Below are 25,401 nucleotides of genomic sequence, written 5' to 3'. Positions count from 1 at the left end.
ATGGATTGGTTTTATCTGTTGACGGCGGGCGTGCTTGAAATCCTGGTGGTGGTGGGTATCCGGGACATTGCTTTGAGACGCTATGCCAGGGGCTGCGCGCTGTATGCGCTGGGCCTGATCAGCTCCTTGTTCCTTCTCTATCTGGCGATGAAAACCATAGATATGTCGATTGCCTATGCCGCGTATACCGGGATTGGCGTGGTGGGCACGGTGGTGACCGGCATCTTGTTTTGGGGCGATAAAAAGAGCTACAAGAAGCTTGCCTATTTGTCGCTGCTAGTTGCATCCATCGTCGCGCTCAAGACCGCCGGCTAGCGCACGCTCATGGTTGGGCGCCCGACGTCAGCTCGTCGTCCAGCCGAGCCAGAATGCGGTAGGCTGCGCTCACTCGTTCGGCCAGCGGATAGGACTTGTTGGCCAATAGCACGATGCCCAGCCGCTTTTCCGGGATATAGGCGACGTAAGCCGAAAAGCCGTTGGTGGACCCGGTCTTGTTGATGAAGGCCCGCGCTTGCGGCGCTAGCGGCGGATCCAGGCGCTGCGCCGGCATGCCTTGATAGATGTAGGCGGGGGAGTTTCCGCTCAGCAAGCGGGGCAGGGCCACCGGATACGGGTATTGTTCCCAGATCAGGCTTTGGGTCAATTCCCCGGCGCGGTAGTAGCCGATATGAGTGTCCTCGAGCGCGGCCTGCAACTTGGGCGCCATGGGCAACAAGCCCATATTGGCGTTGAGGAAGCGGGCCAAGTCTGCCGCGCTGGACTTGACGCCGTAGGCTTCGTCCGCCAACACGGCCGGAGTCAGCCGCGCGGGCCGGTCGTTCTTGTCGTAGCCCTGAGCGTAGTCGCGCATTCTCTGGGAGGGAACGTTGACGAAGCTGTTGTCCATGCCCAGCTTGGCGAAGAGCCTGCCTTCCACCGCGGCCGCGTAGGGCATGCGCATGCTGGCGGCGGCGATCTGGCCCAGGACTCCGATGCCGATATTGGAATAGATCCGCTGGCTGCCCACCGGCTGTCTGGGGCGCCAACGCCGTATGAATTGCCGCAACTGGCCGGCGTTGTCGACGTTGTCCGGCACGAACAAGGGTAGGCCGGAGGTCTGAGTGCCCAGGTTCAGCAGCGTGGCCCGCTCCAGGCCGCCGCCGGTCAGCGCCGGAAGGTGCTGGGTCACGGGGTCGGCCAGCGAGAGCCGGCCTTCGGTCTGAGCGTAGCTGGCCAGAGTGGCGGTGAAGGTTTTGCTGAGCGAGCCGATCTCGAACAGCGTGGCGCGCGTCACCGGCCTTTGGTCGGTTTTGGAAGCGACGCCGTAGTTGTAGACTTGGACGCCGCCGTTGACGGCGAGGCCCACCGCCATGCCGGGAATGCCGTTTTTGCGCATCAGCGCCGGGATCTCCGCATCCACGGCGGCCTGGGGCGAGGGTGTGGCGGCCAGAGCGTGAGCGGATAGTGCGGCGCAGAGCAGCGGCAGGACGCGGCGATTCATTAAGGGCATGACGTTGCCTCCTTGTCGATGAGGATGTGGGAAGAGAAAGGGCGGCATGCCGGGCGCGGTGGAGGCAGGGCTGCTGTCGCCGCCTCTGCCGTTCCGGCTCGCCTGGGCCATGGGGGCTGTTTACGATCTCGCGAGTCAGGGTGTTTTCAATGTTGTATCGCCGACGCGCAGTAGATCGTAAACAGGTTGTCAGGAGCGGTTCAGCGCCAGCAGCAATTGATTGACGCCGTCGCTCATGGCCTGGTAGCGGGTTTGTTTGCCGCGGGTCAGCGCCACCCATACCGCCGTCTGCCGCTGGGGATCGATGGCGACATAGCTGAAGAAACCGCCGCCGCCCGCGGTCTTTTGCAGGAAAAGTTGGGCGTTCGGCTGTTCGCGTAAAGCCACCCAGCCCAAGCCCAACGCATCGGCCTTGCCGGGCACGTCCATGCCGGTAAGGCTGCGCAACTCGGCGCGCTGATAACGCATCTGGAAGGTTTGCTGATACAGACGTTTGCGTTGCTCGCTCTGCGGCCGCACCAAGTCTTGCAGCCAGCGTTGCATGTCGGCGGCGGTGGAATAGACGCCGCCGCTGCCTATGGCCGCGCTGGTGTTGACGCAGGGGCTTGTTTCCACGCCGCGAAGCAGGCGCGCGCATTGGGCGGGGCTGGGGTTGAATGTAGTGTCGCGCATGGCCAGCGGCCCGGTGACGGTGTCGCGCAGCAAGGTCGGATAGGGCTTGCCGGCGGCGACCGCCAGCGCGTCGGCTAGGTAATCGTAAGCCAGGTTGGAGTATTGAGCGCTCTGTCCCGGCGCGAATCGGGTCTTGGTCTTGGCCAGCCAGCGCCAGCGCTGCTGCTGATTGGGCCAGACGAATACGGGCGTGTCGCGCGGTTTGACGCCCGGCAACTCGCGGGGCAAGCCGCTGGTGTGGGTGGCCAGGTGCAGCAGGGTGATGGGCTGGCCGCCCAAGGCCTTGGCTGGCCGGGAGCCGGCCGGCGCGAACTTTTGCAGCGGGTCGTCCAGTTTGAGCCGCTGATCCAGCACCATGGCCGCCAGCACTTCGCTGGTCATCAGTTTGCTCAGGCTGGCGATGCGGAGCAGTGAGTTGGCGTCCGGCGTCTGGCGGCTGCCGGGGCGGGTTTCTCCGTAAAAACGTTGCAGGCCGCCTTGTTTGTCTATCACCACCATCACCATGCCCACCGCCTGGCTGTCTTTGAAGATGCGCTCGGCGTGCTGATTAAGTTGGGCGATGGGCATGGCGGCCTGGCTCGCGGCCGGCAGGGCGGTCAGGGCCAGGCTGATGAATCCCTTTGTTCTCATTGATCGTGCTTCCCTTGGGTGAGGCTGCGCATCGTCGGCGCTGTCGATGGCATGCATTTTATGGGCGGCGGAGGCCGGCGGCATAGCGCGCAATCTGTAACGGCTGTAACCGATTAGGTCGGACTAGTCCGAAAGTACAGGCGCATCCGGTTTTTGAGGTGCTATTACTGGCTAGTTGAAGTCCCTATCGCCGCCATTATCGGCCCCGCCTCGTCCGCGCCAAGGCGCCCGCCCCTGATTGACGACTTAGTGGCTGTTTGTTCGTCCGCTTCGCCGCGCGCCGCTGCGCGGGGGAGGAGAGATTCATGCGCCATCGCTCGATCATCATGCTGAGCAAGGGGTAGAACCGCTGGCAAAACCCGCTTGAACGTGCAAGCCCGCGTCCGGAGGCGGCGCGGCGCCTTGTCGTTTTCGCAGGTTTTGCCAGCTGCTGTTGCCGTATGGAAGACGCCGGCTTCGCGTCGGCGTTGGGGCAGCTGACTTACCTTTCGGAGGAAAGCGTCATGCCATCAGTCAATCAGTTTGCTTATGTGCCCAATACCAGCACCTACAAATTCGCCTATGGCGGGTCCATTCCCAATATGGCAATCGCCAATATGCCCAACGACACCAATTGGGCGCGTTGGACCATGCTCAACGACGGCGAGTACTACCGGATGTATTTCTTCAAGGGCAGCAGTGCGGATACCCTGTATCAGGCCGCGTTCAATCCGGCCACGTCCAAGTACGAGTTCGGCTTCCACTCCATCCCGGAGTTGAAGATCACCGGCGCGCCGCCGGACGCGGACGCCAGCAGCGTGTCCATGCTCTACGATGGCAGCACCAGCACATATCGGCTGTATTTGCGGCGTTTGGGCGCGCCCACGGTGCTGTACCAGTTTGGCTTCAACCGTTCCACCAACCACTATGAGTACGGCTACAACTCCATTCCCGCCTTGAACGTCACCGGCGCGCCGGGGGATACGGATTTTCACCGTTGGTCGATGTTGTTCGACGGCAGCACCTATCGCTTGTACGCCTTCAAGGTGGGCAGCGTGGACACCTTCTACCAGTTCGGCTACAACCCGCAGACCCAGGCGTATCAATATGGTCACGACTCCATTCCCATCCTGACCCTGGTGGGCACGCCGGCCAACAGTAATCTGACCAGTATGTCGATGCTGTTCGGGCAGGGCGATTACCGCTTCTATTTCCAGACCTTGTGAGCGGGCGGGCGAGGACAGCGGACGGCCGGGATGGCGGTCCGCCGGGGGCAGCTTGTTCGAAGTCAGTGGATGTTGAACAGGCGTTCAGGCCCGCAGGTCCACGATTGGCTGGGTTTTGCTGGTGATGGGGTCCAGCCGCCATTGTGCTCGCGCCGCCGGTATGAGCGCGACGGCGCAGGCGTCCGCCTGGCCGAGCAAGGCCGTTAGGCGCGAGCGCAAGGCCGCCTCCGCGGGGGTGGTCAGCGGCCCGGCCAGCAGCAGGGTCAGCCGCTCGCGGCCGCTTGGGTCGCGGTCCAGTTGGATCTGGAAGCCGTCTTCCGCGCCGGCCAGCTTCGCGAAGTCGTCCAGTTCGTAAGTGGTTTCATTGAGGCGGAAGGAGCGGCCGTCGCGACCGCGCAATTCCAGCCAGCGTTCACCGTCGCGTTCCACCCAGCGGCCGATGTCGCCCACGCAGTAGCGAAACACCGGAAAGCGCCGCCGCCAGGCGTTGCTGACTGCAATGCGGCCGTAACCGGCGTCGTCCGGCTGCAGGATCTCCACCGCCACCCGCGGCAGCACCCGAAACAGGCCGGGGCGGCGGCTGGCGTCGCTCCAGGCCCAGATGCCGGTTTCCGCGCCGCCGTACAGTGACCAGACCTGACCCGCGCCCAAAGCGGCGCGCAGCCGTGCGAGAGTGGATGCGTGCAGGGTTTCACCGGCGTACAGCAGTTGCGGAATCTCCAAACGCTCATCCGCGGCCTCCAGGTGGGCGGCGAACAGCGCCAGCCGCGACGGGGTGCCCAATATATGGCTGGGGCGGAACTGCAGCGCCGCGGCGAGGATGTCGGCGTCGGCGGCGTGGGCGCTCATCGGCAGGGTGGTGGCCTGGCAGCGCTCCAGCACATCGTCGACGATGGCGGCGGTGCGGTAGAGGTTGGCGTAGCCAAACAGATTCAGGGCGATGCTGGCGGGGCCGAACATCCCGTCGGCGCGCAGCCGGTCCGCCAGCGCCTGTCGTTGGGCCAGGTTTTCCGCGATATCCACCGGGAAGATCAGCGCTGCCTGGGTGCTGCCGCCGGAGCGCACCAGATAGAGGCCGGAAGCCTCCCGTTCCGGCGCAAACGACGCCAGCGCGGCTTGCAGAACCGCTTTTTCCAGCGGCTGCGCGGCGTCGGCGCAGTCTACGCCGCGGTAGAGCGTCTGATAGAAGGGATGGGCGCGGGCAAGCTCGAAACACTCTCGCAACAAGGCTTGCTGACGGGCCGGCGCGGAAGGCTGGGTCAGCGGCGCGTTCATGCCGGCAGCCTCGCCGCGTCTGTTTGCGGCAGCCCCAGCTGGATCAGCAGCGGGCGATGGCGGGCCAGGAAGGCGCGCCGCTGCGCCGCGTCCGGCAGCGACTCCTGCGCGTAATCCAGCCAGCGCTGCGCCAGCATGCGAGCCAGGCGCAGCTCGTCCGCGTCCTGGCTGCCGGCATAACGCAGCACGGTGGGCGGGGTGGCCAGCAGCCGCCAATCCCGGCACGGCCGGTGTGACAGGCTGTCCGCCAGAATGCGGAAGCGAATCAGCGGAGCGGACAGCACCCCGGCGCGCCCGCCGTGCGCGACGATCTCCTTCAACACCCGATACCAGAAATCGATGCCCTCGTTCAAGCGCGCGCCGGCCACGTAGCGCTGCGTCAGCAGCCATTGCCGCCGCGCGGCCACATTGCTGGCCCGGCCCATGAAAAAGTCAGGATGGCCGGCGGTGCGCAGCGGGCGCGGAAGCAGGAAAACTTCGTCCTCCAGGGGCTCCCACTCGGCACGCAGCGCGCCCAGTTGCGGGAAGCGCTCCTCCGGCGGCGCGCTGTCATAGCCTAGCACCGCCAGGTCCAGCCGGTGCTCGCTCATTTTTTGCTCCAGCAAGCGCAGGCAGTCCGGGCGGTAGCAGTCGTCCGCGTCCAAAAAGCTCACTAGTTCGCCGCCGGCCCGCGCCAGCCCGGCGTTGCGCGCCGCGCCGGGGCCGCTGTTGCGCGGCAGCCGCAGCAGCACGCTGCGGGTATGGCTTAAATCCTGAGCGTGGTGGCGCAAGGCGTGTTCCGCCGCCTCGGCGCTGTCGTCGGTGCTGGCGTCGTCGACGATGATGATCTCGTGCGGCGCTTTCTCCTGCGCCGCCAGCGAGGCGATGGTTTCGCCGATGTAGGCGCGTTTGTTGTACAGCGGAATAATGACGGAATGCCGCATGAAGCCCCCTGTGCAAACCGGTTCAGGCCGCGGCGGCGGCGGAGTACAGCTTGCCGCGGCGTTGGTGCAGATTGATGATCAACTCGTCCGAACCGCGAAACACGCCGGGGCCGTAACTTTCCGCGTCGCGGCATAGCTGCATGCCCACCAGCCGGATGAGCTGTCGGCTTTCCGGGTCCTCGAATTCGCTTTGTTCAATATAGTTTTGAAACATGTACCGCGGCCATTGCTCCCGCACCAGCTTGCGCCAGGCGGCTTCGCCGCAGGCGGAGCGCACTAGCGAGCCCAGGCCGCGTCCGCCGCTGCTGGGCTTGGCGATGAAGTCGCCAGGAAGCGCCAACAGGGCTTCGGCCTCTTCCCGCGAGGCCGGCGCGAAGGAGGGGATCAGGAAGGGGCGGAGGGCGGCGTAATCGTCGGCGTCCAGGCAGTCCCGCATGATGTCCTCGCGGTTCAGGACCGCCAGAGAGCGCTTGTCGTGTACCAGGATCAGCGTGCGGATATCGTTGAAATAAGCGCCGCCGTCCAGCAACTGGTCCAGCACTTTGTCCGGCAACAGCGGCAGTTCGCTACGGTCCATTTCCAGAATGCAGCGGTCCACTGCGCGGCCGTCCAGCCACAGTTTGCCGTTGCGGACGCTGAGCGCTTCCGGCCGGGCGGACAGAAAGTGAGCGCCGTCGCGCCGCAGCGTTTCCGCCAGCAGAAAAATCTCGGTGCCGGGCTCGCGGGCGTGCGCCAGCGCCACCACGCAGCCGGGCGGGTGCCATTGACGCAGCGTTTTCAAGAAGGCGTCGTCTCCCTCAGCCTGGCCCAGCCAGTGGCTGATCATCCAGCCGTTCATTGGATAGCGCGCGCCCACCTCGCAGATACGCGGCAGGCCCCCGCGGTCGTAAATGAAGTCCGGGCGGTAAAATCCCACGCTGTAAGGCCGGCCGTGCGCATGCAGCAGCAGCGCCTCCATCGCTTTGGGCAACTGATAAAGCGCCCGGATGCGCGGGTCCAGGAAATAGCGGCCGACGATGGCCCGGAACGCGGCGTCCAGCAGCGCGCTCAGACGATGCAGGCTGCTCAGATAGCCGGCGGACACCTCCACGCGGGCGCGCGCCAGCTGCTCCGGGGCGAACAGTGGCGGCGTGCCCGGCGGCCAGGCGGGCGGCGCGGCGGCGGCCTGGTCCGCCAGCCGCAAGAGCGGCGGTTCGGTTCCGCTCACAGCGCTTCCGCCGTGACGTCCAGCGCCACCGTTTCCAGCACCGCCGCCTTTTGTTCCAGGTAAGCGCCGACGATGCCGTCCAGACTATAGCGCTCCAAGTCCAGCGCCATGGCCCGCGCGTAGTGGCGGATAGCGTTCATGGCGTGAAAGAAGTGGTTTTTCTCGGTGGGCCCGCAGTGCACGCTGATCCAGCCCAGCGTACGAGTGGCGTCGCGCTCGGTGAAACCCAGGGTTTGAATCAGCCAGCGGCGGAACAAAGGCAGGATGAACTCCACTTCGCCGTGAGTGTAAATCTCGTGCGTCAGCGTGGTCAGCAGCGCAATGGCCAGGTCCGGCTCGCGCAGCGACTGATGGTCCTTCCAGCTCTTGAAGGCCTTGGCGCTGGGGTGGAGGTAGGCATGGGACAGCCACTGGTCATCTCCGACAATGCCCGTGGCCATGTTGTAATACATCTGGGCGTGCAGAATTTTGTGCGTGACCGCCAAATCCTCGTCCACGATGCGGTTCAAGCAGACCATGGCGGCCAATAAAGCTTCGGGGTCCTCCACCGGGCGGCCGGTGTGAATGAGCAAGGTCATCCGGTTGCTGATGCCGGCCACCGTCATCGCGCTATTGTTGGTCTGGCTCCAGCTTTGAAAAAAACGGCGCAACGTTTCAAGACTTTGCCGCTGAGCGGTCAGGCGCGCAAAGCCGGCTTCGATTGCTTCAAAGTGGCGGCCGTGCCGTTCAAAGGCTTGCAGCAGCTCGCGTTTGAGGTGGGAGGCGGGCAAATCCCGCAGTACCGGCATGATGATATGGCTGAGATGATTCATGAGCAGGACCCCTTGCTGGCATTGAGTGCGCGCCGCGGCGGGCCTGGTGGGGAGGCCGCCGGCCCGTTCCTTTTTTCGGTCGGGCAGACATCAATATGGTTTAAGGATCAGACTGCCGATATAGGTACTACCACGATATTGAAAATTCGCATGAATGATCTAGTGGCGCTTGTCGCACTGCGTATTGATTTGGCATCATTTGTCTTTTCCGGCAAGCGAGGCAGCGAAAATGCAAGCTCAAGTGATAACCGTCAAACAGGCGAGGTTGATTGAATGCCTAGCCGGCGTGGAAAGCCTGGATCAGGCGCTGGAACTGGTGGCGCTGTGCGCGGAGCACGACGCGCCGTGCGTGCTGCTGGCGGAGGAAGCCTTGCCGCCGGCGTTTTTTGACTTGAGCAGCCGTTTTGCCGGGGAGTTCATCCAGAAACTGGTCAACTACCGTCTTGCCGTGGCTGGGGTGTTCGTAGACGGCGCCGCTTATGGCGAGCGGTTTGGCGAATACCTGCACGAAGCGCGCCGGGGCCGGCAGTTTCGCGTGTTCGACGATAGGGAGGCTGCTCTGGCCTGGTTGGCGGCGCAGCATTGAGAAACCGCTAAATGCGAAGCCTGTCGTTTTATCCCGGCAGGAGCCGACGTCGCATGGTGCTGACTATGGCGGCTAGCAGCAAGCCTCCAACCAAGGAGATATGCTCCAGCGCGAAGTACAGCGATATTTGCGCTTGAGGGCCGGTCTGCTGCCAGAAGCTATGCACTAACAGGATAGTGAGCGCTAGAAAACCGGTCAGAATCAGGGCGCCCAAGAATAATGCCCGGTCCAGCAACAGCAAGAGCGATCCGAACAATAGCGCTATTGCTGCCGCAGCATTGAACAGCCCGGCGGGTTCAAGTCCGGCGGCCCGAGTTTCCGCCAGGCTGCCTTCGATATCAATGACCTTGGCCAAGCCGCCGCTGACAAAAACCACGGCCAGAAACAAGCGGGCAGCCAGCCATAGCGCAGGGCTGCTCAAAATCCGGTCAATACGTGCTTGCATTTCGCTCTCCTTTTGGCGGGCCTGTTAACCATCCGCGATGCCGGTATGGATATGCCGGGCCGCCGCGACTGTGAGCAGGCCAGGCGTGGCCACTATAATGGCTCGAGTTAACTTGAGGTCAATGCCAATGTCGCAAGGTCGAGCCATTGATTTTTCCAGATTGCTGACGGTGGGTGAGGTGGCTAGTCGTAGCGGAGTGGCGGTATCCACCCTTCATTTTTACGAAGGCAAGGGTCTGATACGGAGTACGCGCAGCGCGGGAGGCCAACGACGCTTCACTTCTGCGGTGCTACGTTATATCGCGGTCATCAAAGTGGCGCAGCGTACTGGAATCCCGTTGGCGGAAATCGCCGAAGTGTTTCGCGACATCGACACCAGCCAACCGCTGAGCCGCAAGCAGTGGCAACAACTGTCTCAGACATGGCGTACTAGCCTGGATCTGCGGATTGTGAAACTGACGCGCTTGCGGGATGAACTGGACAGTTGTATTGGTTGTGGCTGTTTGAGCCTGGAGGAATGTCCGTTGCGTAATCCAGCCGATGCATTGGGCGCACAGGGGCCGGGGCCACGTATTTTGGACCGGGGCTGAGGTTTGAGCCGTCGCGTCGCCGGCGAGCTTGTCCAGAAACAGGACAACTCTCGCCCTGTCGAGATCGGGGAAAAGCAGCCCCTGAAGGGGCTGCTTGCGAGCGGGAGAGCGCGATCAGACCGCGTCTTTGCCGATGCTTACCTGGAAAGAACCGGAGTTGTTGCCGTAGGTGTTGGGCACATCGTTGTAGTACAGCGTGATCTGGCCTTGCGCGTTGGCCGGCGCTTTCCAGCGGAACAGGCCGGTGTTCACCGGGATGAAGCCGCTGGCGCCGATTTTCATCACCAGCGCGCCGCAGTAGGCGTCTCCGCAGATCAGGCCCTGATTGGGGTGGCTCTTGTCGCCCTGCGGGCCCCAATTGGGTTGCGGGCCGTAACCGGCCCAGCCGGACGCGACGATGGTGATCACATCGCCGGGGTTGTAAGTGATGGTGGTGGGCTCCCCGTTGGGATTGTTCGCAGCGACAGTACCGGTCCAAGCCATGGTGGATCTCCAAATGAAAGTGAGAGACAGCAGATTCAACGCCGTATTGGCGGCACGAAGAATATGCTTATCTCATTAAAGTTGGCGCTGGAGAATTCGGCTGCTGGCCTTTCGGTACGGTTGGAGGAGGGAGCTCTGAGAATCTGTTCACGATCTCGCGAGCAAGAGCGATACAAGGCGAAAATGGTTGAAAAAGCGGAGTGTACACACCGGATATGAGCATTGTGAAGCCGCTTTCAACGCCGTATCGCCGACGCGTAGCAGATTGTAAACAGGTTCTGAGAGAGGCGGCAGGGTGTCAGCGGCCTTTATCCAGTTCGCAGGCGAGGCCGGTGCCGGCGAAGCCGCCGTAAAGCTTCATTTGGTCCGGCTGCTTGCGGGTGACGAAGAAGCTGTCCGGCAGCGGCAAACCGGTGGCGCCGCGCGGCCAGGTCAGTAGTCCGCGTTCGTCCATATAGCCCTGAAAGCGCTGTTCGCCGCGGATCAATTCCACCGTTTGGCTCTGGCGGCTGAAGTGGAAGCGGGTAGCGTCGGCGCAGTGGTAGCTGGCCTGCATCGCTTGCGGCTTGCAGCCGGCAGTCAGGGCCAGCGCCAAGCTGGCGAAGAGGAAACGGGCGGGGAGGGTCATGGGCGGCGTTTGGGCTTAGGACGGAAGGCCGCCAATATAGCAAGAGCGGGCGGCGACGGCTAGCCGCGCTCCAGGAGAGGCTGGTCCATTCGCGAGGCAACTGTTAACATGCCGATCGATTTTTTGGCCGTTGATCCCGATGGCGGCAGCAAGGAGACAAGCATGTTTTCGCGAAAGTTGATGCTGGTGGTTTTGGGCGCGCTGACGCCGTTTGCCGCGATGGCGGCGGATATCTATATCGGCATGTTGAGCATGAACGAGGGAGCCATGCGCTTGACTCGTTGCAGCATAGGCAAGCCGGTCTATCTGCTGCTGAGCCGGGAAGGCCGGCCGTTGACGGAATGGCCGGGCGTGTCGCCGCAGGCGCTGGACGATAGGGCCAGAACCTCGGCGCGGATCTTGGGCGAGTTTGAGGAGCGGGACGGTAAGCCGGCCTTGCGGGTGGAGGGAATCGACGCGATCCGCTCCGGCGAGTCCTGTCATCTGGACGATTGGCTGGACGAGCAAGCCGCGCCAGGGGTGGAGCCGCGGTGAAGTTGAGCAAAGGCAAGGCGGCGCTATCGCTGTTTGCGTTGCTGGGCGGCGTTTACTGGGCGGCTACTCATTTCAATAGCAATTGGGACCGCGTAGTGGGCGAGCAGGTGGACGCGTTCAACGGCGTCGCCGTGTATTACAACGGCGGCGTGCAGAACGTGGAAGGGCGCAACCTGACGCCGGATGGCTACAACCTGGGCTTGCGCTATCAGTGCGTGGAGTTCGTCAAACGCTATTACTACCAGCGCTTTGGCCACAAAATGCCGCAAGACAAGGGCCATGCTCGGGACTTCTTCCTGCCCCTTCTGGACAATGGGGCGCTCAATCCCGAGCGCGGCCTGCTGCAGTACCGCAACGGCGTCGGCGACGCGCCGCGGGAAGAGGATCTGATCGTGTTCGCGCCCTGGACCTTCAATCGTTACGGCCATGTCGCCATCGTCAGCCGGGTTGGGCCGGATTTCATCGAGATCATCCAGCAGAACCCCGGCCCTTTCGGCGATGCGCGGGAGCGTTTGCCGCTGCTCACTGAGGCCGGCATTCCGCGGGTGGATCATGAGCGAGTGCTGGGCTGGCTACGCCGCGCGCGGGAGGCCTCGGCGCCGGCGGACAAGGCCTGAGGCGCGCGACAGCCGGCTACTTCATTTTCCAGTTGGTGGCTTTCAACACCGCGGCGTCGGCGTCTTTCAAGTCGGTTTCTCCCTGGCTCAGCAAGCCGCTCCACTGTTTGACGCGATTCTTTCCATTGGGCGGTTGATTGTATTCATTGGTGTCCACCACCTTGCTGCGCTCGGCGTGAAAACGAGTCATGAAGGTTTTCTCGTCGCCGTCGCCGGAGCGAGACAGCAGCCCCTGCAGCGTGTCGCCGCCGCCGCTGGCGCCCTGGTTCAGCGCGGTGTCCACGAAGGAGCCTATCGTCAGCGCGCTGCTAAAGCCGCGTTGGCGCGCCTGCCGCACGCTGTACTGGATGTAGACTTTGTAAAAGGTTTGCCACATCGCTTCGCGCCAGGCCGCGTTGTTTTGCAGCGCGGCTATCTTGCCGCAGAACACCTTCTCGCTATCGCTGATCTTGAGCACCGGCCCTTGCATGCCGCCGCGCACCCCGGCGCGCGCCAGCCCGCCGGCGATGGAGGGATTGCCGGCGCCGCTGGCGGCGTCAAACTCCTTGAACAGTGTTGGGCCGTCCGGCCCCTGATCGCGGGGGCCGCCGGTGGTGGCGCCGAAAATGCCGATGGTGAAGCCGCGCTCGTCGTCGATGTCCTCGCAATAGCCGTAAAACTTGGGCCAGTCCAGAGAGTCCTGCTCCGGCTTGTTCACCAGTTTCATGATGTTGTTCCACTGCTCGCCGTCCAGCCCAGTGTTGGCTTTCAGGAATTTCAGCGTGCTGGGAGAGAAGTTGGCGTCCGGGTTGGCCGCCTTGTTCCTGCTGGCCGGCGTGCAGCGCGCTCCGGCGGTCCAGGGTTGGCCGATTTCCGCCGCGCCGCTGCTGGCGTCCGGCGTGTTGCCTTGGGTCCAATAAACCGCGGTGAAGTTGACGCCGTGATGGCTAGCCACGCTGCCGGCCGGGTAGGGCGTGGCGGCCTTCCACGGCGCGGCGCAGACCGCCAGCCGCGCCGCCAGTCTAGGAGCGCTGCCGGCGGGGGAGGCCTGCGCCCAGGATGCGCCGGCGCAGGCCAGCCAGCCGGCACCGGCCAGCGCCAGCATCGAGAGTGTGCGTTTCAAAACGTTCTCCGGTAGACAGAGGTAGGGCGGCGCGAGCCGGGAAAACGCATAAAATGCCATGTGGGTTTTTGCGAGGAAAGAGGCGGGAACTGGCAAATGGGACTGGCGGCATTCGGCGGGCTTAGGCTATGCGGTCTGGCCGCTATTGTCCGTTTCCTGTTTCGCGACGAGTCGGCGCGGGTTTTTCCAGAAGCCGGTCAAACCAACTATCGCCATTCCGATCCGCAGTTGGATAAGTCAAAGCCTGCTCAAAGTCTCGCGAGCAAGAGCGAAGCAGGGCGAAAACCACTTGAGAAAGCGGGTATGAGCATTTCGAAGCGGGTTTCAACGCAGTATCGCCGAAGCGCGGCAGACCTTGAGCAGGTTCTAAGAACCTGTTCAAAGTCTCTGAGTAGTAGCGTAGTGTGAGAAAATCCAGAGGTGAGAAAAAGCTACCCAAGTGATATCAGTCGCGAACAATTTGAAGTGATCAGACCACTTCTGGAAAGTGCGCGTAAAAGAACAAGCCCCCGTCGAGTGGACTTGTATGAAGTATTTTGTGCCGTGCTGTACCTGCTCCGAAGCGGCTGCCAATGGCGAATGCTTCCTGAAGCGTTTCCCAAATGGCGTACCGTCCATTCGTACTTCACCATGTGGAGTGAGCCGCGTGAAGGGGGCAGCCTGCTGGAGCAGGCGCTAAAAAAATCAGGTTGGCGCGGCCCGAGAGAAACTGGGGCGGAGCGCTTGCAGCAGGTTCTTGATCGTGGACGCGCAGAGCGTGAAGAACACTGATACCGCAGGATTAAAAGGCTACGACGCAGGTAAGAAGGTCTCGGGTATCAAGCGCCATATTGTGGTGGACACGCAGGGCCTGCCACATGCGGTGGCCGTGACTACAGCGGAGGTAACGGATCGCAGAGGGGCGCTACAGGCGCTACGGCAATGTAAATCCAGATTGATTGGGGCTCAGAGCCTGCTGGCGGATAGTGGCTATGTTGGCAAACCCTTTGCTCAAGGCGTGAGCGAGATTCTGGGGGCGGACGTGACGGTGCAGATTGCCAAACGGAGCGAGCTGCACACCTTCAAGGTGATGCCCAAACGCTGGGTTGTTGAGCGCAGCTTCGCTTGGTTGGAAAAGAGCAGAAGGCTGTGGAAGAACTGCGAGCGGAAGCTCAATACCAGCTTGCAGTTCATCCATCTGGCCTTCTTGGGGCTCTTACTCAAAAGACTTTGAACAGGTTCTAAGAAAACAATCCTGGTTCGCGACCCACTCAAGACTTGGCGGAGTGCCCCGCCATTCACAAGGAAAAACCAGGGCTGTTATCATGCCCGCCGCAGCTGCATTGCGCGTATTGATTGGAAAAATATTGGGAATCAGAATGTTGAAAGTCATCGTCTGCGTTTTTGTCTTGTGCTCCTCCATGGCCAGCGCCTCCAGCTGGGATTTCACTTATTTCAACCCCAGCGAGGGCGGGCTGTTGATCGATACCGACAGCATCGCGCAATCGCCTCACGGCACTACCAAATTCTGGACGCTGTGCGCGCCCAGATTCGAGGCGGGCAAACCGATGGCGGGTTATGCCTACAGCCAGTCTTTGTACGAGATCCATTGCAGGCAGCGACTGATCATGATGCCGATGACGGTGGTTTTCGATGTAAAGGGCGAACCACGCGAAACCGAGTTTGAGCATGCCAAGATGGAGGACATTCAGCCGGACACGCAGGAGGATTTCCTATGGACCTATATCTGCAAGCCGGAAAAGCGGCCGGACATGGCGGTGGCGATGCGGCAGGGCATCCAGGGGTTCTTGAGGGAGCAGCGACGTTACGCCAGCGAACATCTGGCGTTTCAACGGGATAGGAGCCGCTGACCGGGCCGGGAACGGTTCGAGTCCAGAAATAGCCCTGCGACGCCAGGGCTTTTTTGCGCGCGCGGCCGGCGGCGTGATCGTTTTAAGCAAGCTTGCGTTCTTGCGTTTAGGCATGCTGCGGCTCATTGAAAACCAATCGATCGCGCCACGGATCACGCACAGGAGCTTACGCCATGCCGATGACTTGCAAACTCGTACCCGGAAAACTGCTAGTGCCCAGGCACTGCGTCCAGCGCGAGGAGGCCCGCCTGGCGGAGGCGTCCAGGCTGATCATGAGGTTGCGTCAATTGCGGCATGATCCCGCCACGCTGTCGCAGTCGGATTCCGTGAGCTCGCTTGACTTCGACAAGAAGGCGCTGTTCGCGCTGGCGTTGAAGAACCAGGCGGTGCAGGGCAAGGCGCCGGTCTCGGCGGCGGGGGAAGGCAAGAGTCTGAACCATATCCAGCGCCTGGTGGTGATAGGCGACAGCCTGTCGGATTCGGAGGGCCGCATGCTGAGCAAGAGCCTGGGAGTGATGCCGTCTTCGCGTCAGTACTATGAAGGGCGTTTCACCAATGGCTTCGCCTGGCCGGATTTCTTGGCGTCCAAGGCTTTTTTGGGCAAGCAGGTGGTCAATTACGCAGAGGGTGGCGCGGTGGCCGGCAAGTACTCCAAGTGGAACCCCGCTTTCATGTTCATTTCCCATATGGAGCGCCAGATCAATAAACATGATTTCCAAGCCGGGGATATGGCGGTGTTGGCCCTGGGCTCCAACGACTACATGACTTTTGGCAAGACCGACGTGGACAAGGTAATCCGGACCTACGAACGGCAGATAGACAAGCTGGTGGCCAAGGGAGTGAAGAACATTCTGGTGGCCGGCGCGCCGGATTTGTCGAAAACCGTGAACGCGCGAAAGCAGCCGCCGGAGGAGGCCGCCAAGCTGAAAGACTTGTCGCAGCGACATAACCGGCAACTGAGCCAGGCGGTGGAGGCCTTGCAAGCCCGCTACCAGGACGTCGGGCTGACCATTCGTTTCTTCGATATCGGCGCCAAGCTGGACTATCTGATGTCGCTGGCGGAAAAAGTGGATTACGACACAATGCACAATAAGCACGAGGGCTATATCGACCTGCCGCGCGTGTTCGGTTTCGCCGGGGACACACGGCCGCTGGACAGCTCGCACCGCCACCTGTTCCACGACGAGGTGCACCCCAGCCAGGAGGTGCACCAGATCCTGGCCGCGCATATGACGGACTTTATCCGCGAGCAATACGGCAGGCCGGCCTAAGCTCAAGGCGCGGCCAGGTCCGCCAAGTAGCTCAGGCCGCCGATGCCGGGGAAGAAGCAATACGCGCCGCCGCGGGTGGTGATCATCCGCGAGAAGCCCTTCAGCACGGTGTTGTTCTTGCCCATGCGGCCGGGCGCGGCCAGTGTGAAGCTGCTGTCCGCGGCGCTGTTGACGCCTAGGAACACATCTTCCCCGCTGATATTGAACACCGCGTTGCCGGCGTCAGGGTTGCCCGGTTCGGTTGCGGATTTGACGAAGTCGCTGAGCAGATTCCACTGGCTGCTGAGAAATTCGAACTGATTCCTCAGGCTGGCGTTGATGAAGTAGCCGATCAGCCCGCGCGCCGCCTGGGTGGGGCGGAGCGGGTCGTAAGCCGGGCCGTAAGGCATGGCCCTGCGCACGATGCGGTGATGCGAGCTGTCTGTGCCCACCACCGCGCCGTTGCGAGGGTTGTTGCGGCGGATATGCGAGCCTATCGGGCATTTCAGGCCCAGGGTGTCGTCCTGGGACGGTTGGCTGTTGACGTAGTTGAAGTCGTTTAATTGGTCGGCGGGCAAGGTGGCGCCGGCCTCATCCGGCCGCAGCGTCAGCGGGTTGCCGTTGCGCCAGCGTCCGCAGACCTTGGCCGCCAGCAGCTCGGGGTCTATGCCCGTCTTGGCCGCGTACTCGTTCAGAAACGCGTCGAAGCCGGCCACGTCCTGTTCCAGGATGCGGAAGGCGGCGTAGCTGCCGTTGCGGCTGAGCTGTTCGGGCTTGACCGAGTACACGCCGCCGCTTTGGTTGAGGTAGCCCAGCAGAAACTCCCCGGTGGCGACGACCTCCTGATCATCCGGCGCTTGGCGTTTGCGTGCCGGCGCGCCGGCAATGGTGGGCTGGGCAATGCTGTCGCGATAGCCGAAGTGCACCTGGTTGTCCGGCAGCGCTTGCGCGTCGTGGGCGGACAGCTCGCTGAAACCGTCGGCGAAGCTCTGGCGCAGGCGCGCGCTGAGGCTTTCCAGCAGCGCCGGGTCCTTGGCCACCCACAGGCTTAGCAAAACATGCACCCGGCCGCCATCGGCCAGGCCTCCTATCCACTGTGCCGGCGCGCTGTCGCCCACGTCGCCGACGGCGCTGGCGGAGGCCGCGCTGGTGGCGCCCAACTGGAAGGCCGGATCGAAGCTGGCCAACTGTTCCGCGTTGACGCCCAGCGCGGCCAGCCCGGGACAGGTGAAGCCGATGTTCAGAAAGCAGCCGGGTTTTTTCAGCCAGCGTTCCGCGGTGGTGACGCGCGGCAGGCCGTCCTGCCCGGTCACGAGTTTGCGGATGAAGCGGCCGGCGGCGGCCGGATCGCGAATGCTCAGGACGAAGTGCCGTGCCAGGTCCACGCGGTAGCCGCGCAAAATCGTGCCTTGTATATCGTCGTATTGGAGAACGGGGCTGTTCATGGCGGGCCTTTCAGCAAGGGCGGGCGTGGACCGGGCCGCGCGCGGCGCAAGCGGGGGCCGCCTGCGCCTGGCGAAGGTGGGTTATCCGAGCGCGGCGAGTATGGTCTGCACAGTGTATGGGTAGGCCTGGTACAAACCGTTGTCGTTCTGAGTGCCGTCGCCGTTGTTGGGTGGTTGCTGGGAGGCGTCGTTCTTGGTGACGAAGGCCTGGAAGGCCGCCACATTATTGGCCACCGGAATCAGCGCTTTGCCGCCCACCACGAATTGCAGCAAGGCGTCGAAGACGTTGCCCACCTGGGCGACGAAGTCGTTGATGTAGGCGTTGAAGCTGCCGTCGTACTCGGTGATCACCGCGATGACGTAGTTGTCGCCGGCTTGGCCGGTGGGCTGCAAATTGGCGGCGGAGCGGTCCAGCAGCAGAGTGCGCGCGTAATGGACTGTGCCGATGGAGGTCAGCGCCTCATGCAACTTCGGCTGGTATTCCGCCAAGGTGGCGGCGATGGCTTGCAAGCTGGTGCCGGGGACGACCGGCATCAGCAGGGTGAGCGGGCTGGCCATGGGGCTTCTCCCTAAGGGGTTTGGGAATTGAAGCCTAGCAGCGCGACTTTGACTGTCAATGCGATTTTATTCGTTTTGCAAATCAAATGCCTTGGTTTAGGTATTCGTACTAAGGATTTGCCCGATGGCCGCGCCCGGCATGAACGGAGGCGGCCGGGCGCTCATTTTCGATTGGTCAAGGATACGCCCGCCGCCGCCAGCGCGCCGCCCGCCAACATGGACGCCAAGATGGGTTCCCCCAGCAGCCCCGCGGACAAGATCACGCCGAAGGCGGGCACCAGATTGGTGAACACGGCTGCGCGCGACGGGCCGATTTCCCGGATGCCCTGGTAATACCAGATGAAACCCACCACGGTGCCTATGGCCCCCAAGTAAAGCATGGACAGCCAGATCCGCCATCCAAAGGAGGCCCACGGAACGGAGCCGATTTCGCCGGCCGCGCCCAGGGACAGGAAGGCCAGCCCCCACAGGGTGGCGTAGGTGGTGGCCGCTATGGGGCTCAGGGTTTCCATCGCTTTGCGCGAACCCAGCGTGTAGGCCGCCCAGCTCAGCACCGCCAGGCTCATCAGGGCTTCGCCGGCGCCGAAGGATTGGCTGAAATCGTGGACTGTGCCGGCAAGATCGCCGCGGGTGATGACCACCATGGCGCCGAGCAAGGCCACGCCGATGCCGGTCCAGCGGCGCAGGCCCAGACGTTCCCGGAAAATCAGGCTGGCGGCCAGCGCGGTCATGATGGGGTTGAGGCTGACGAACAAGGCGGTGCGGCCGGCGGGTATGCGCGCCAGCGCCCCGAAAAAACAGACGTTGTAGAGAAAGATGCCGGTGAAGCCCAAAAACGCGGTGACGGCGATCTGAGAGCGGTTCAGCCGCGGCAGCCCGCCTTCCAACCGACAGGCCACCAGCACCAGCAGCAGAGCGGCCACCAGAAAGCGGCCGAAGGCGGCGGTCATCAAGGGCATGGACTGCGCCAACACTCTGCCGGCGATGAAGGTGCCTCCCCAGAACAGCGCGGTCAGCGCCAGTTTGAAAGTCAGGGCCGGCCTGAGAGCGGCGTGCGCGCGCGCCGGCTGCGCGGCGATGGCGATGGAGCTTGGGTGAGTCATGGTGGGCGCCGGGCAAGAGGTCCGGCCTCCTGATGCTATGTGGGTGCGTATATACTATTGATTGTTTCAATTCATGGAAAAATGAGCTTTTGCTCATGAGTGGGCGAGACGGTCATGACCTTTACGCAGTTGGAAATTTTTGCGCTGGTGGCGGAGCTGGGCGGCTTCACAGCGGCGGCGGACAAATTGGGCATTAGCCAATCGGCGGTATCGCACGCGATCAAGCAGTTGGAGAAGGAGTGGGGGCTGACGCTGCTGACGCGCGGCCAGGCCGGCATAGAAGCCACCGAGGCCGGAAACAGCCTGTTGTTGCGCGTGCGCGAGCTGCTGGGCGTGGCCGAGGCGATCCGTCAGGAAGCGTCGGCGGCGCGGGGCTTGAACCGCGGCGTGCTGCGCATCGGTTCCTTCGGCACGACATCGTCGCTGCTGTTGTTGCCGCGCATTCTCGAACAGTTCCGCGCTGCTTATCCGGAAATCGACGTGTTCGTGGAAGAGGGCGAGGACGACGAAGTGGCGCAGTGGGTTAGCGAGCGCCGGGTGGATGTGGGCTTTGTGGTGCTGCCGGACGAGCGTTTCGACACCTTGCCGCTGGTGGAGGACCAATTTGTGGCCCTGATTCCGTCCGGCCATCCGCTGGCCGGCCAGCCGGCTGTGGAACTGGCGGATTTGTGCGACATGCCTTTCATCATGACCCTGGCGGGCAACACCACGTTGATTGAGAGACTGTTTGAAAACGCCGGCCTGCGGCCCATGGTCAAGCACCGCTACGCCCAGATCATCACCATCGTCAAAATGGTGGAAAACGGGGCCGGGGTGTCCATCGTCGCCGATCTCGCGGTGCCGGCGCCCTTGCTGGCCTTGTGTCCCGGGGTGGTGAAAAAGCCGCTGGCGCCGAAGGTGAGGCGCGCGGTGGGTCTGGCGGTGCCCAGCCGGAAGCACGTCAGCCCGGCGGTGGCGGCTTTTCTGCACACGTCTAAAACCATGGCCAAGAGCCTGAGCGACGGCTCGCTGGGCGGTTTGTGAGCCGGTGCGAGGCAGAGCGAGAATAGGCTTTTAGAGCGTGTTTACGATCTCTCGAGCGAAGGCGAGACAAGGCGAAAACAGCTGAGAAAGCTGAGCGTGCATACGGTACATGAGCATTTCGAAGTTGCACTCGCCGAGCCACGTTTCACGACACGCGGCAGATCGTAAACAGGTTGTTAGGCCCGCGGCAGGTCAAACCGGGTGTGGCAGCGGTCCTCTAACACCTGGCCGGCGCGCAGCACTGCGCGTTCGTCAAAAGGCCGGCCTATCAGTTGCGCGCCAAACGGTAGTCCGGCCTGGTCCAGGCCCACCGGCACCGTCAGCGCCGGCAGGCCCAGCACATTGGCGGGCGTGCTCAGCCGAATATAGGCGGAAACCACGCTCTCCTCGACGCCGTCCGGCCAGACGAAGCTGTCTTGTCCGTGCAGCGGCGCGGTGTGCGGCACCGTGGGAGCCAGCAGCAGGTCGATGTCGGCGAACATTCGCCGCCAAGCGGTCTGCAGCGCGATCCGGGCGCGCCGGGCCTGGACGTAATCGCTGTCCGGCACCAGCGAGCAGGCTTCCAGCAGCGTCCTAACTTCCTCGTCGTACAACTGCGGAACGCGTCGTAGCTCGTCCCTGTGATTGGCGGCGGCTTCCGGCGCCACCAGGCCCCATTGGGTGGGCATGATGAGGTCGGCCAGCGGGATGTCGACATCCACCAGCACCGCGCCGGCCGCAAGCAACTCGGCTTGCTGCTCCCGCAGCGAGGTTTGGATTTCCGGCGCGATGCGATCGTTGAAATAATTGCCGGGCACGCCGACGCGCAGGCCCTCCACCCCTTGGTCCAGACCCTGGCGGTAGCTGTCGGCCGACGCGGGCTGCCGGGTTGCGATGGCGTCCAAAAGCGCCGCGGCGTCGGCCACGGTGCGGGCGATGGGGCCGACATGGTCCAGCGATCCGGACAGCGGCACCACGCCTTGGCGGGGCACCAGATCGTAAGTGGGTTTAAGGCCCACCAGTCCGCACAGCGCCGCCGGCACCCGGATTGAGCCGCCGGTGTCGGTGCCCAGCGCCGCCAGCGCGCCGCCGTAGGCGACCGCGGAGGCAGAACCGCCGCTGGAGCCGCCCGGGGAGCGCTCCGGCGCCCAGGGGTTGTTGCTTTGCGGCGTGGTCAGGCCAAACGCGAACTCATGAGTGTGCGTCTTGCCGGTCAAAATCATGCCGGCTTGCCTGAGCCGGGCAGCCACTTCGCTGTCGGCTGCGGCGAGGTGATGCCGGCGCACGCGCGAACTGGCGGTGGTGGGCAGGCCGGCCGCGTCTATCAAGTCTTTCAGCGTATAGGGGATGCCGTGCAAAACGCCGCGGTAATCGCCGCGGCGGATGTCCAGTTCGGCCTGCCGCGCGTCGGCCATGGCCTGGTCCGCGGCGAGCGCGACGTAGGTGGACAACTGGTCTTCCCGCTGTTGCGCCCGTTCCAGCACCGAGCGGGTCAGTTCCACCGGAGACAGCTGGCCGCTCTCAATCAGCCGGGCGGCGTCCATGATGTTCAATTGATAAGCTTGCACGGCGCTGACCTCCAGTCTGGATCGAAGGGTTGGGCAAAGCGCGCATCGGCAAGGCAGGGCTGGTCCAGCTTAGCGATTTCCGCGCGGATGAAGGCCAGGGCGGCGGCAACGGCCTCCAGGCGCTCGGGATCAAGGCTGAGGCCGGCGGCCTGGGCCTGGGCGGCCACGGCCTGCGGCGCCAGGATGGGAAGGGGCATGGGAAGCTCCTGGGGTTGGGGGTCGTGCAAGGTCTCGCACTGCACAGTAGGCATTAGAGCAGCTTGTCGGCAACGGATCAAAGTTGCGCGGGCTAGGGCGCTCCACTTAGCTCGCGAGATCGTAAACACGTTCTCAAAGGAATTGCCAGTCAAAATCGCCGCCGTCCCGGCGCGTGACCCGGCCGGCCGAGGAGCCCGAGAAATGCGCGCTGAACACGAGGGCGCTGCGCTCGGCGGCGAAGTCCAGCAGCCAGCGCCTCGATTTACGCGCCTCGTCCTGCTCCCGGCAGAAGACGGAATTCCACTCCGGACGGTAGACCTGCATCGGCGTGTGCATCACATCGCCGCAGAACAGCGCCGTCTCGCCGCGGGAACTCAGTGAAATGGACATGTGGCCGGCGCAATGGCCGGGCGTGGGGTGGAAGCGGAAACCGTCCTGGTAGTCGCCGCCGTCCCGGCCGATGACGCGGGCCTGACCGGAGGCGATTACCGGCGCCACGCTGTCGTCGAACACCATGCGCCGGCTGTCCGCCTCCGGCGTGGCGAAGAAGTCCAGATCGCCCTGCGGCAAAGCATAGAGGGCCTTGGGGAAGGTGGGCGTCCACTGGTCCTTGATCAGCCGCGTGTTCCAGCCCACGTGGTCCGCGTGCAAATGGGTCAGCAGCACGTGGTCGACATCCGCGGGCTGGATGCCCAGTTGGGCCAGGCGTTCCAGAAAGGGCGTTTGCAGCCGGTGGAACAGCGGGTTGAACGCGCGCTCCTTGTCATTGCCGATGCCGGTGTCGATCAAGAACACCTGGCCGGCCCATTCCACCGCCCAGCTGTGCACGCTGAGGGTGAGGCTCGCGCCTTCCGCATCCAGCAAGCCGCGCAGGCCGGGCCGCCGCTCCAGCAGCGTGTCGCTCCAGTCGCGGTAGAGGAAGGAGGGGGCCAGGCCGTGCAGCAGCGTGTCCGTCACGCGGGTGATTTTTGCGTCGCCAAGCTGGTAAGTGGGGCTGATGGTGCTCATATCGGTCTCTGCGGGTAGGGGGGACGCCGGCGTCGTCGGCTGCTTGACCGCCACTATCGCGGAAATCATCAATGCTTTCCAATGCCGAATTATTAATTCATGATAACTTTAAAGCATAGCCAAGCCGAAAGACTCTGCATGGAATTGCGCCATCTCCGTTACTTCATCGCCGTGGCCGAGCACCAAAGCGTGCGCCTGGCCTCAGAGCGCCTGCACATCACTCAGCCGGCGGTGTCGCGGCAAATCCAGGACCTGGAACAAGAATTGGGCTTGCCCTTGTTTGAACGTGCGCCGCGCGGCCTCAAGCTGACCGCCGCCGGCGCAAGTTATCTGCGCGACGTGCGCAAAGCGATGGCCGTTCTGGACGACGCGGCCGAGGGCGCGCGGCGCGTGGCCGCCGGGCTGTTGGGCCGGCTGCGGCTGGGCTGCGTGGAGAACGCCGGCTGGGACGGATTGGTGCCCCAGGCGTTCAGCCGCTTCCAGGCGGAGGCGCCGGAGGTGGCGCTGGAACTGAGTGTGTTGAACACGCCGCGGCAACTGGGCGCATTGGCGGAGGGCGCGCTGGACGGCGGCTTCATCTACCAATACGAGCCCTTGCCGGAAGGCGTCGCCGGCATCCCCTTGCTGGAACACGACGTGGTGTTGGCGCTGCCGCGTTGCTGGGACACCGGCCACGACGAAAACCTCCCCGTCGCGCTGAGCAGCCTGGCTGACCGGCCCTTCGTCATGTTGCCGCGAGAAGCGTATCCCGGCTATTACGATCGCTTGATCGGCGCGTGTCAGCAACAAGGCGTGCATCTCAAGGTGGCGCAGGAAGCGGGCACCGAGACGGCGATCCTGTCCCTGGTCTGCGCCGGCATCGGCGCCGCCATCGTCAACTCCGCCAACCTGGGCCGGCCGCCGGCTCAGGCGCGTTTCTTCCGGCTGCGGGACCTGTCCTTGCCGATGCCGCTGACCTTCGTCAGCCGCCTGGACGCGGGCAATCCGGCGCTGGCGCGCTTTCTGACCACGCTTCAGGGCGTTTGAGGCGGCCGGCTCAGCGTCTCGTTGTGAGCGCGGCGAGGCCGCTAGAGGGGGCATGAGCGTTTTAAGACGGTTTCAACGCTCTTGTCCGAGCATCCTATCGACGCGCTGCAGACTTTGAGGTTTTAAGAGTCTGTTCAAAGTCTCGCGAGCAAGAGCGAGACAAGGCGAAAGCAAGCGAAAAAGCGGAATGTACAAGTGGCACATGAGCATTTTGAGTTTGTACTCACCGTACAACGCTTCACGAAGCGCAGCAGACTATGAACAGGTTCTAAGCGCCGGATGGGACAGGCGAAAATGTCTTGACCATCCACTTGACTTGTAACTTATGCTGCGACAGGTCAAGCGCCGGTCCAATCCCGCCGCGCGGCGTGAACCGCTCCCAAACCCCTGCGACACTTCGACAAGGATAAGCCGTCATGAGCAAGCGCATTCTGCATGTGGTGAGCAATGTCGCTCACTACGTCGACCCGTCGGAAGCCACCGGCCTGTGGTTGTCGGAGCTGACCCACGCTTACGAGCTGTTCGCCGCGCAAGGCTGGGACCAGCAGTTGGTCAGCCCGCTGGGCGGCGTCTCCCCGTTGGAGCCGCGCTCGCTGAAATGGCCAAACATCGACGCCTCCGCACGGGCCTGGCTGGCCAGCGCCGACAAGCGGGCCTTGTTGGCGGAGACCGCCAGGCCGGAGGATGTCGACCCGGCGACCTTCGACGCGATCTATTTCACCGGCGGCCACGCGGTGATGTGGGATTTCCCGGATCACGCCGGGTTGCAGCGGCTCACCCGAGAGATCTACGAGCACGGCGGGGTGGTTTCCTCTGTATGCCACGGTTATTGCGGGCTGCTGAACACCCGGTTGTCCGACGGCGCGTTGCTGGTGGCGGGGCGCCGGCTCACCGGCTTTTCATGGCGGGAAGAGGCGCTGGCCGGCGTAGCCGGCAAAGTGCCTTACAACGCCGAGGAGGAGATGCGGCGGCGCGGCGCGCTGTATGAGAAAGCCTGGTTGCCCTTCATCTCCAAAGTGGTGGCGGACGGCCGCCTGGTGACAGGACAAAACCCGCAGTCGGCCAAGGCCGTCGCCAGGCGCGTGGCCGCCTTGCTGTCGCGCTGAGGCCGGGAGAGACGGTCTCGCGCGGCCACGCTTTCGATGGCGCGGCGTGGACGGTTTGTCGTCTTGCCATAAGGAACGGAGGCGTTCGGC

29 protein-coding genes are annotated in these 25,401 nt (G+C 63.4%); 13 read left to right on the top strand and 16 right to left on the bottom strand.

Translation table 11 applies throughout. From position 1 onward, the window contains the following. The gene (locus tag GYH29_RS12995; protein WP_107732473.1) at positions 1–315 is read left to right on the top strand and encodes a DMT family transporter; all 315 of its coding nucleotides are present in this window, start codon (positions 1–3) and stop codon (positions 313–315) included. Between the two features lie 7 nt (positions 316–322). On the opposite strand, the gene ampC is transcribed toward GYH29_RS12995, so the two are convergent. Beyond that, the gene (gene ampC / locus GYH29_RS12990) at positions 323–1,489 is read right to left on the bottom strand and encodes a class C beta-lactamase (protein ID WP_198001580.1); all 1,167 of its coding nucleotides are present in this window, start codon (positions 1,487–1,489) and stop codon (positions 323–325) included. Between the two features lie 189 nt (positions 1,490–1,678). Beyond that, complete coding sequence (gene ampH / locus GYH29_RS12985) at positions 1,679–2,791, bottom strand: D-alanyl-D-alanine-carboxypeptidase/endopeptidase AmpH (protein WP_019104614.1); 1,113 nt, start codon at positions 2,789–2,791, stop codon at positions 1,679–1,681. A gap of 503 nt (positions 2,792–3,294) precedes the next feature. On the opposite strand from ampH, the gene GYH29_RS12980 reads away from it, so the two are divergent. Beyond that, positions 3,295–3,996, top strand: coding sequence for a hypothetical protein (locus GYH29_RS12980; protein WP_039756898.1), 702 nt, complete (start codon positions 3,295–3,297; stop codon positions 3,994–3,996). Positions 3,997–4,080: 84 nt separating this feature from the next. Here the strand turns inward: GYH29_RS12980 and GYH29_RS12975 are convergent, their stop codons facing one another. Genes GYH29_RS12975 through GYH29_RS12960 form a run of 4 tightly spaced genes read right to left on the bottom strand, consistent with a single transcriptional unit; the run spans position 4,081 to position 7,979 of the window. After that, positions 4,081–5,271 (bottom strand): phenylacetate--CoA ligase family protein, encoded by a 1,191-nt coding sequence (locus GYH29_RS12975; protein WP_161523885.1) that lies wholly within the window; start codon positions 5,269–5,271, stop codon positions 4,081–4,083. Then, complete coding sequence (locus GYH29_RS12970) at positions 5,268–6,194, bottom strand: glycosyltransferase family 2 protein (RefSeq protein ID WP_081575618.1); 927 nt, start codon at positions 6,192–6,194, stop codon at positions 5,268–5,270. Before GYH29_RS12970 ends, GYH29_RS12975 begins: the two co-directional genes overlap by 4 nt. 22 nt (positions 6,195–6,216) lie before the next feature. Beyond that, a complete protein-coding gene (locus GYH29_RS12965) occupies positions 6,217–7,401 on the bottom strand; it encodes a hypothetical protein (RefSeq protein WP_161523884.1) in 1,185 nt (394 codons plus the stop codon). Beyond that, positions 7,398–7,979 carry a hypothetical protein gene (locus tag GYH29_RS12960; RefSeq protein ID WP_161523883.1) on the bottom strand — a complete coding sequence of 194 codons (582 nt, stop codon included), beginning with the start codon at positions 7,977–7,979 and terminating at the stop codon, positions 7,398–7,400. The genes GYH29_RS12965 and GYH29_RS12960 overlap by 4 nt, the downstream gene beginning before the upstream one ends. Here GYH29_RS12960 and GYH29_RS12955 point away from each other — a divergent pair. Together GYH29_RS12955 and GYH29_RS12950 are read left to right on the top strand one after the other, a co-directional pair. Beyond that, positions 7,962–8,486 (top strand): hypothetical protein, encoded by a 525-nt coding sequence (locus tag GYH29_RS12955; protein WP_161523882.1) that lies wholly within the window; start codon positions 7,962–7,964, stop codon positions 8,484–8,486. The genes GYH29_RS12960 and GYH29_RS12955 overlap by 18 nt on opposite strands. Next, positions 8,479–8,799 carry a DUF4180 domain-containing protein gene (locus GYH29_RS12950; protein ID WP_157222014.1) on the top strand — a complete coding sequence of 107 codons (321 nt, stop codon included), beginning with the start codon at positions 8,479–8,481 and terminating at the stop codon, positions 8,797–8,799. The genes GYH29_RS12955 and GYH29_RS12950 overlap by 8 nt, the downstream gene beginning before the upstream one ends. Before the next feature lie 28 nt (positions 8,800–8,827). Here GYH29_RS12950 and GYH29_RS12945 read toward each other — a convergent pair whose 3' ends face one another. Further along, on the bottom strand, positions 8,828–9,244 hold the full coding sequence (locus GYH29_RS12945; RefSeq protein ID WP_019100803.1) for a DoxX family protein: 417 nt from the start codon (positions 9,242–9,244) through the stop codon (positions 8,828–8,830). A 127-nt stretch (positions 9,245–9,371) separates the two neighbouring features. Here GYH29_RS12945 and soxR point away from each other — a divergent pair, with 127 nt between their 5' ends. Then, positions 9,372–9,833: a redox-sensitive transcriptional activator SoxR gene (gene soxR, locus GYH29_RS12940; RefSeq protein WP_039754197.1), complete on the top strand. Its 462-nt coding sequence runs from the start codon at positions 9,372–9,374 to the stop codon at positions 9,831–9,833. A 114-nt stretch (positions 9,834–9,947) separates the two neighbouring features. Here soxR and GYH29_RS12935 read toward each other — a convergent pair whose 3' ends face one another. Together GYH29_RS12935 and GYH29_RS12930 are read right to left on the bottom strand one after the other, a co-directional pair. Then, entirely contained in the window at positions 9,948–10,316 is a 369-nt protein-coding gene (locus tag GYH29_RS12935; RefSeq protein WP_019100806.1) for a LecA/PA-IL family lectin, read from the bottom strand. 298 nt (positions 10,317–10,614) lie between these two features. After that, complete coding sequence (locus GYH29_RS12930) at positions 10,615–10,944, bottom strand: hypothetical protein (RefSeq protein WP_019100807.1); 330 nt, start codon at positions 10,942–10,944, stop codon at positions 10,615–10,617. Positions 10,945–11,106: 162 nt separating this feature from the next. Between GYH29_RS12930 and GYH29_RS12925 the strand changes: the two genes are divergently transcribed. Both GYH29_RS12925 and GYH29_RS12920 read left to right on the top strand, forming a co-directional pair. After that, positions 11,107–11,478 (top strand): hypothetical protein, encoded by a 372-nt coding sequence (locus GYH29_RS12925; protein ID WP_141113227.1) that lies wholly within the window; start codon positions 11,107–11,109, stop codon positions 11,476–11,478. Then, entirely contained in the window at positions 11,475–12,095 is a 621-nt protein-coding gene (locus GYH29_RS12920; protein WP_019100809.1) for a CHAP domain-containing protein, read from the top strand. The genes GYH29_RS12925 and GYH29_RS12920 overlap by 4 nt, the downstream gene beginning before the upstream one ends. A gap of 16 nt (positions 12,096–12,111) precedes the next feature. Here GYH29_RS12920 and GYH29_RS12915 read toward each other — a convergent pair whose 3' ends face one another. Further along, positions 12,112–13,197, bottom strand: a complete 1,086-nt coding sequence (locus GYH29_RS12915; protein WP_232060396.1) for a chitosanase — start codon at positions 13,195–13,197, stop codon at positions 12,112–12,114. Positions 13,198–13,617: 420 nt separating this feature from the next. On the opposite strand from GYH29_RS12915, the gene GYH29_RS12910 reads away from it, so the two are divergent. The 3 genes from GYH29_RS12910 to GYH29_RS12900 all read left to right on the top strand — a co-directional run bounded on the left by GYH29_RS12910 (position 13,618) and on the right by GYH29_RS12900 (position 16,318). After that, positions 13,618–14,410 (top strand): IS5 family transposase gene (locus GYH29_RS12910; RefSeq protein WP_118267881.1). Its coding sequence is split into 2 segments (ribosomal slippage): positions 13,618–13,877 and positions 13,876–14,410, totalling 795 coding nucleotides; the frame shifts between segments, so codons are not numbered across the junction. Between the two features lie 145 nt (positions 14,411–14,555). Continuing rightward, positions 14,556–15,047 carry a surface-adhesin E family protein gene (locus tag GYH29_RS12905; RefSeq protein WP_019102505.1) on the top strand — a complete coding sequence of 164 codons (492 nt, stop codon included), beginning with the start codon at positions 14,556–14,558 and terminating at the stop codon, positions 15,045–15,047. Positions 15,048–15,220: 173 nt separating this feature from the next. Beyond that, a complete protein-coding gene (locus tag GYH29_RS12900; RefSeq protein ID WP_232060395.1) occupies positions 15,221–16,318 on the top strand; it encodes an SGNH/GDSL hydrolase family protein in 1,098 nt (365 codons plus the stop codon). Between the two features lie 2 nt (positions 16,319–16,320). Here the strand turns inward: GYH29_RS12900 and GYH29_RS12895 are convergent, their stop codons facing one another. The 3 genes from GYH29_RS12895 to GYH29_RS12885 all read right to left on the bottom strand — a co-directional run bounded on the left by GYH29_RS12895 (position 16,321) and on the right by GYH29_RS12885 (position 19,403). Next, positions 16,321–17,742: a Dyp-type peroxidase gene (locus GYH29_RS12895; protein WP_161523881.1), complete on the bottom strand. Its 1,422-nt coding sequence runs from the start codon at positions 17,740–17,742 to the stop codon at positions 16,321–16,323. An 81-nt stretch (positions 17,743–17,823) separates the two neighbouring features. Further along, positions 17,824–18,300 carry a hypothetical protein gene (locus GYH29_RS12890; RefSeq protein ID WP_019102502.1) on the bottom strand — a complete coding sequence of 159 codons (477 nt, stop codon included), beginning with the start codon at positions 18,298–18,300 and terminating at the stop codon, positions 17,824–17,826. Positions 18,301–18,461: 161 nt separating this feature from the next. Beyond that, positions 18,462–19,403 (bottom strand): DMT family transporter, encoded by a 942-nt coding sequence (locus tag GYH29_RS12885; RefSeq protein WP_019102501.1) that lies wholly within the window; start codon positions 19,401–19,403, stop codon positions 18,462–18,464. Positions 19,404–19,517: 114 nt separating this feature from the next. Between GYH29_RS12885 and GYH29_RS12880 the strand changes: the two genes are divergently transcribed. Beyond that, positions 19,518–20,426 carry a LysR family transcriptional regulator gene (locus GYH29_RS12880; RefSeq protein WP_081575615.1) on the top strand — a complete coding sequence of 303 codons (909 nt, stop codon included), beginning with the start codon at positions 19,518–19,520 and terminating at the stop codon, positions 20,424–20,426. A gap of 176 nt (positions 20,427–20,602) precedes the next feature. Here the strand turns inward: GYH29_RS12880 and GYH29_RS12875 are convergent, their stop codons facing one another. From GYH29_RS12875 to GYH29_RS12865, 3 genes are all read right to left on the bottom strand, one after another. Continuing rightward, the gene (locus GYH29_RS12875) at positions 20,603–21,973 is read right to left on the bottom strand and encodes an amidase (protein ID WP_161523880.1); all 1,371 of its coding nucleotides are present in this window, start codon (positions 21,971–21,973) and stop codon (positions 20,603–20,605) included. Next, positions 21,955–22,170, bottom strand: coding sequence for a hypothetical protein (locus tag GYH29_RS12870; RefSeq protein WP_019102498.1), 216 nt, complete (start codon positions 22,168–22,170; stop codon positions 21,955–21,957). Before GYH29_RS12870 ends, GYH29_RS12875 begins: the two co-directional genes overlap by 19 nt. A 133-nt stretch (positions 22,171–22,303) precedes the next feature. Beyond that, positions 22,304–23,248 carry an MBL fold metallo-hydrolase gene (locus GYH29_RS12865; RefSeq protein WP_198001578.1) on the bottom strand — a complete coding sequence of 315 codons (945 nt, stop codon included), beginning with the start codon at positions 23,246–23,248 and terminating at the stop codon, positions 22,304–22,306. Between the two features lie 69 nt (positions 23,249–23,317). Between GYH29_RS12865 and GYH29_RS12860 the strand changes: the two genes are divergently transcribed. Next, positions 23,318–24,205 (top strand): LysR family transcriptional regulator, encoded by an 888-nt coding sequence (locus GYH29_RS12860; RefSeq protein ID WP_019102496.1) that lies wholly within the window; start codon positions 23,318–23,320, stop codon positions 24,203–24,205. A 416-nt stretch (positions 24,206–24,621) separates the two neighbouring features. Then, on the top strand, positions 24,622–25,311 hold the full coding sequence (locus GYH29_RS12855; RefSeq protein WP_019102495.1) for a type 1 glutamine amidotransferase domain-containing protein: 690 nt from the start codon (positions 24,622–24,624) through the stop codon (positions 25,309–25,311). Positions 25,312–25,401: the final 90 nt, after the last annotated feature.

Source organism: Chromobacterium haemolyticum (assembly GCF_009936155.1).
Lineage (GTDB): Bacteria > Pseudomonadota > Gammaproteobacteria > Burkholderiales > Chromobacteriaceae > Chromobacterium > Chromobacterium haemolyticum.
The sequence above is the reverse complement of the archived record's forward strand: the minus strand, read 5'-3'. Positions and strand labels throughout refer to the sequence as shown.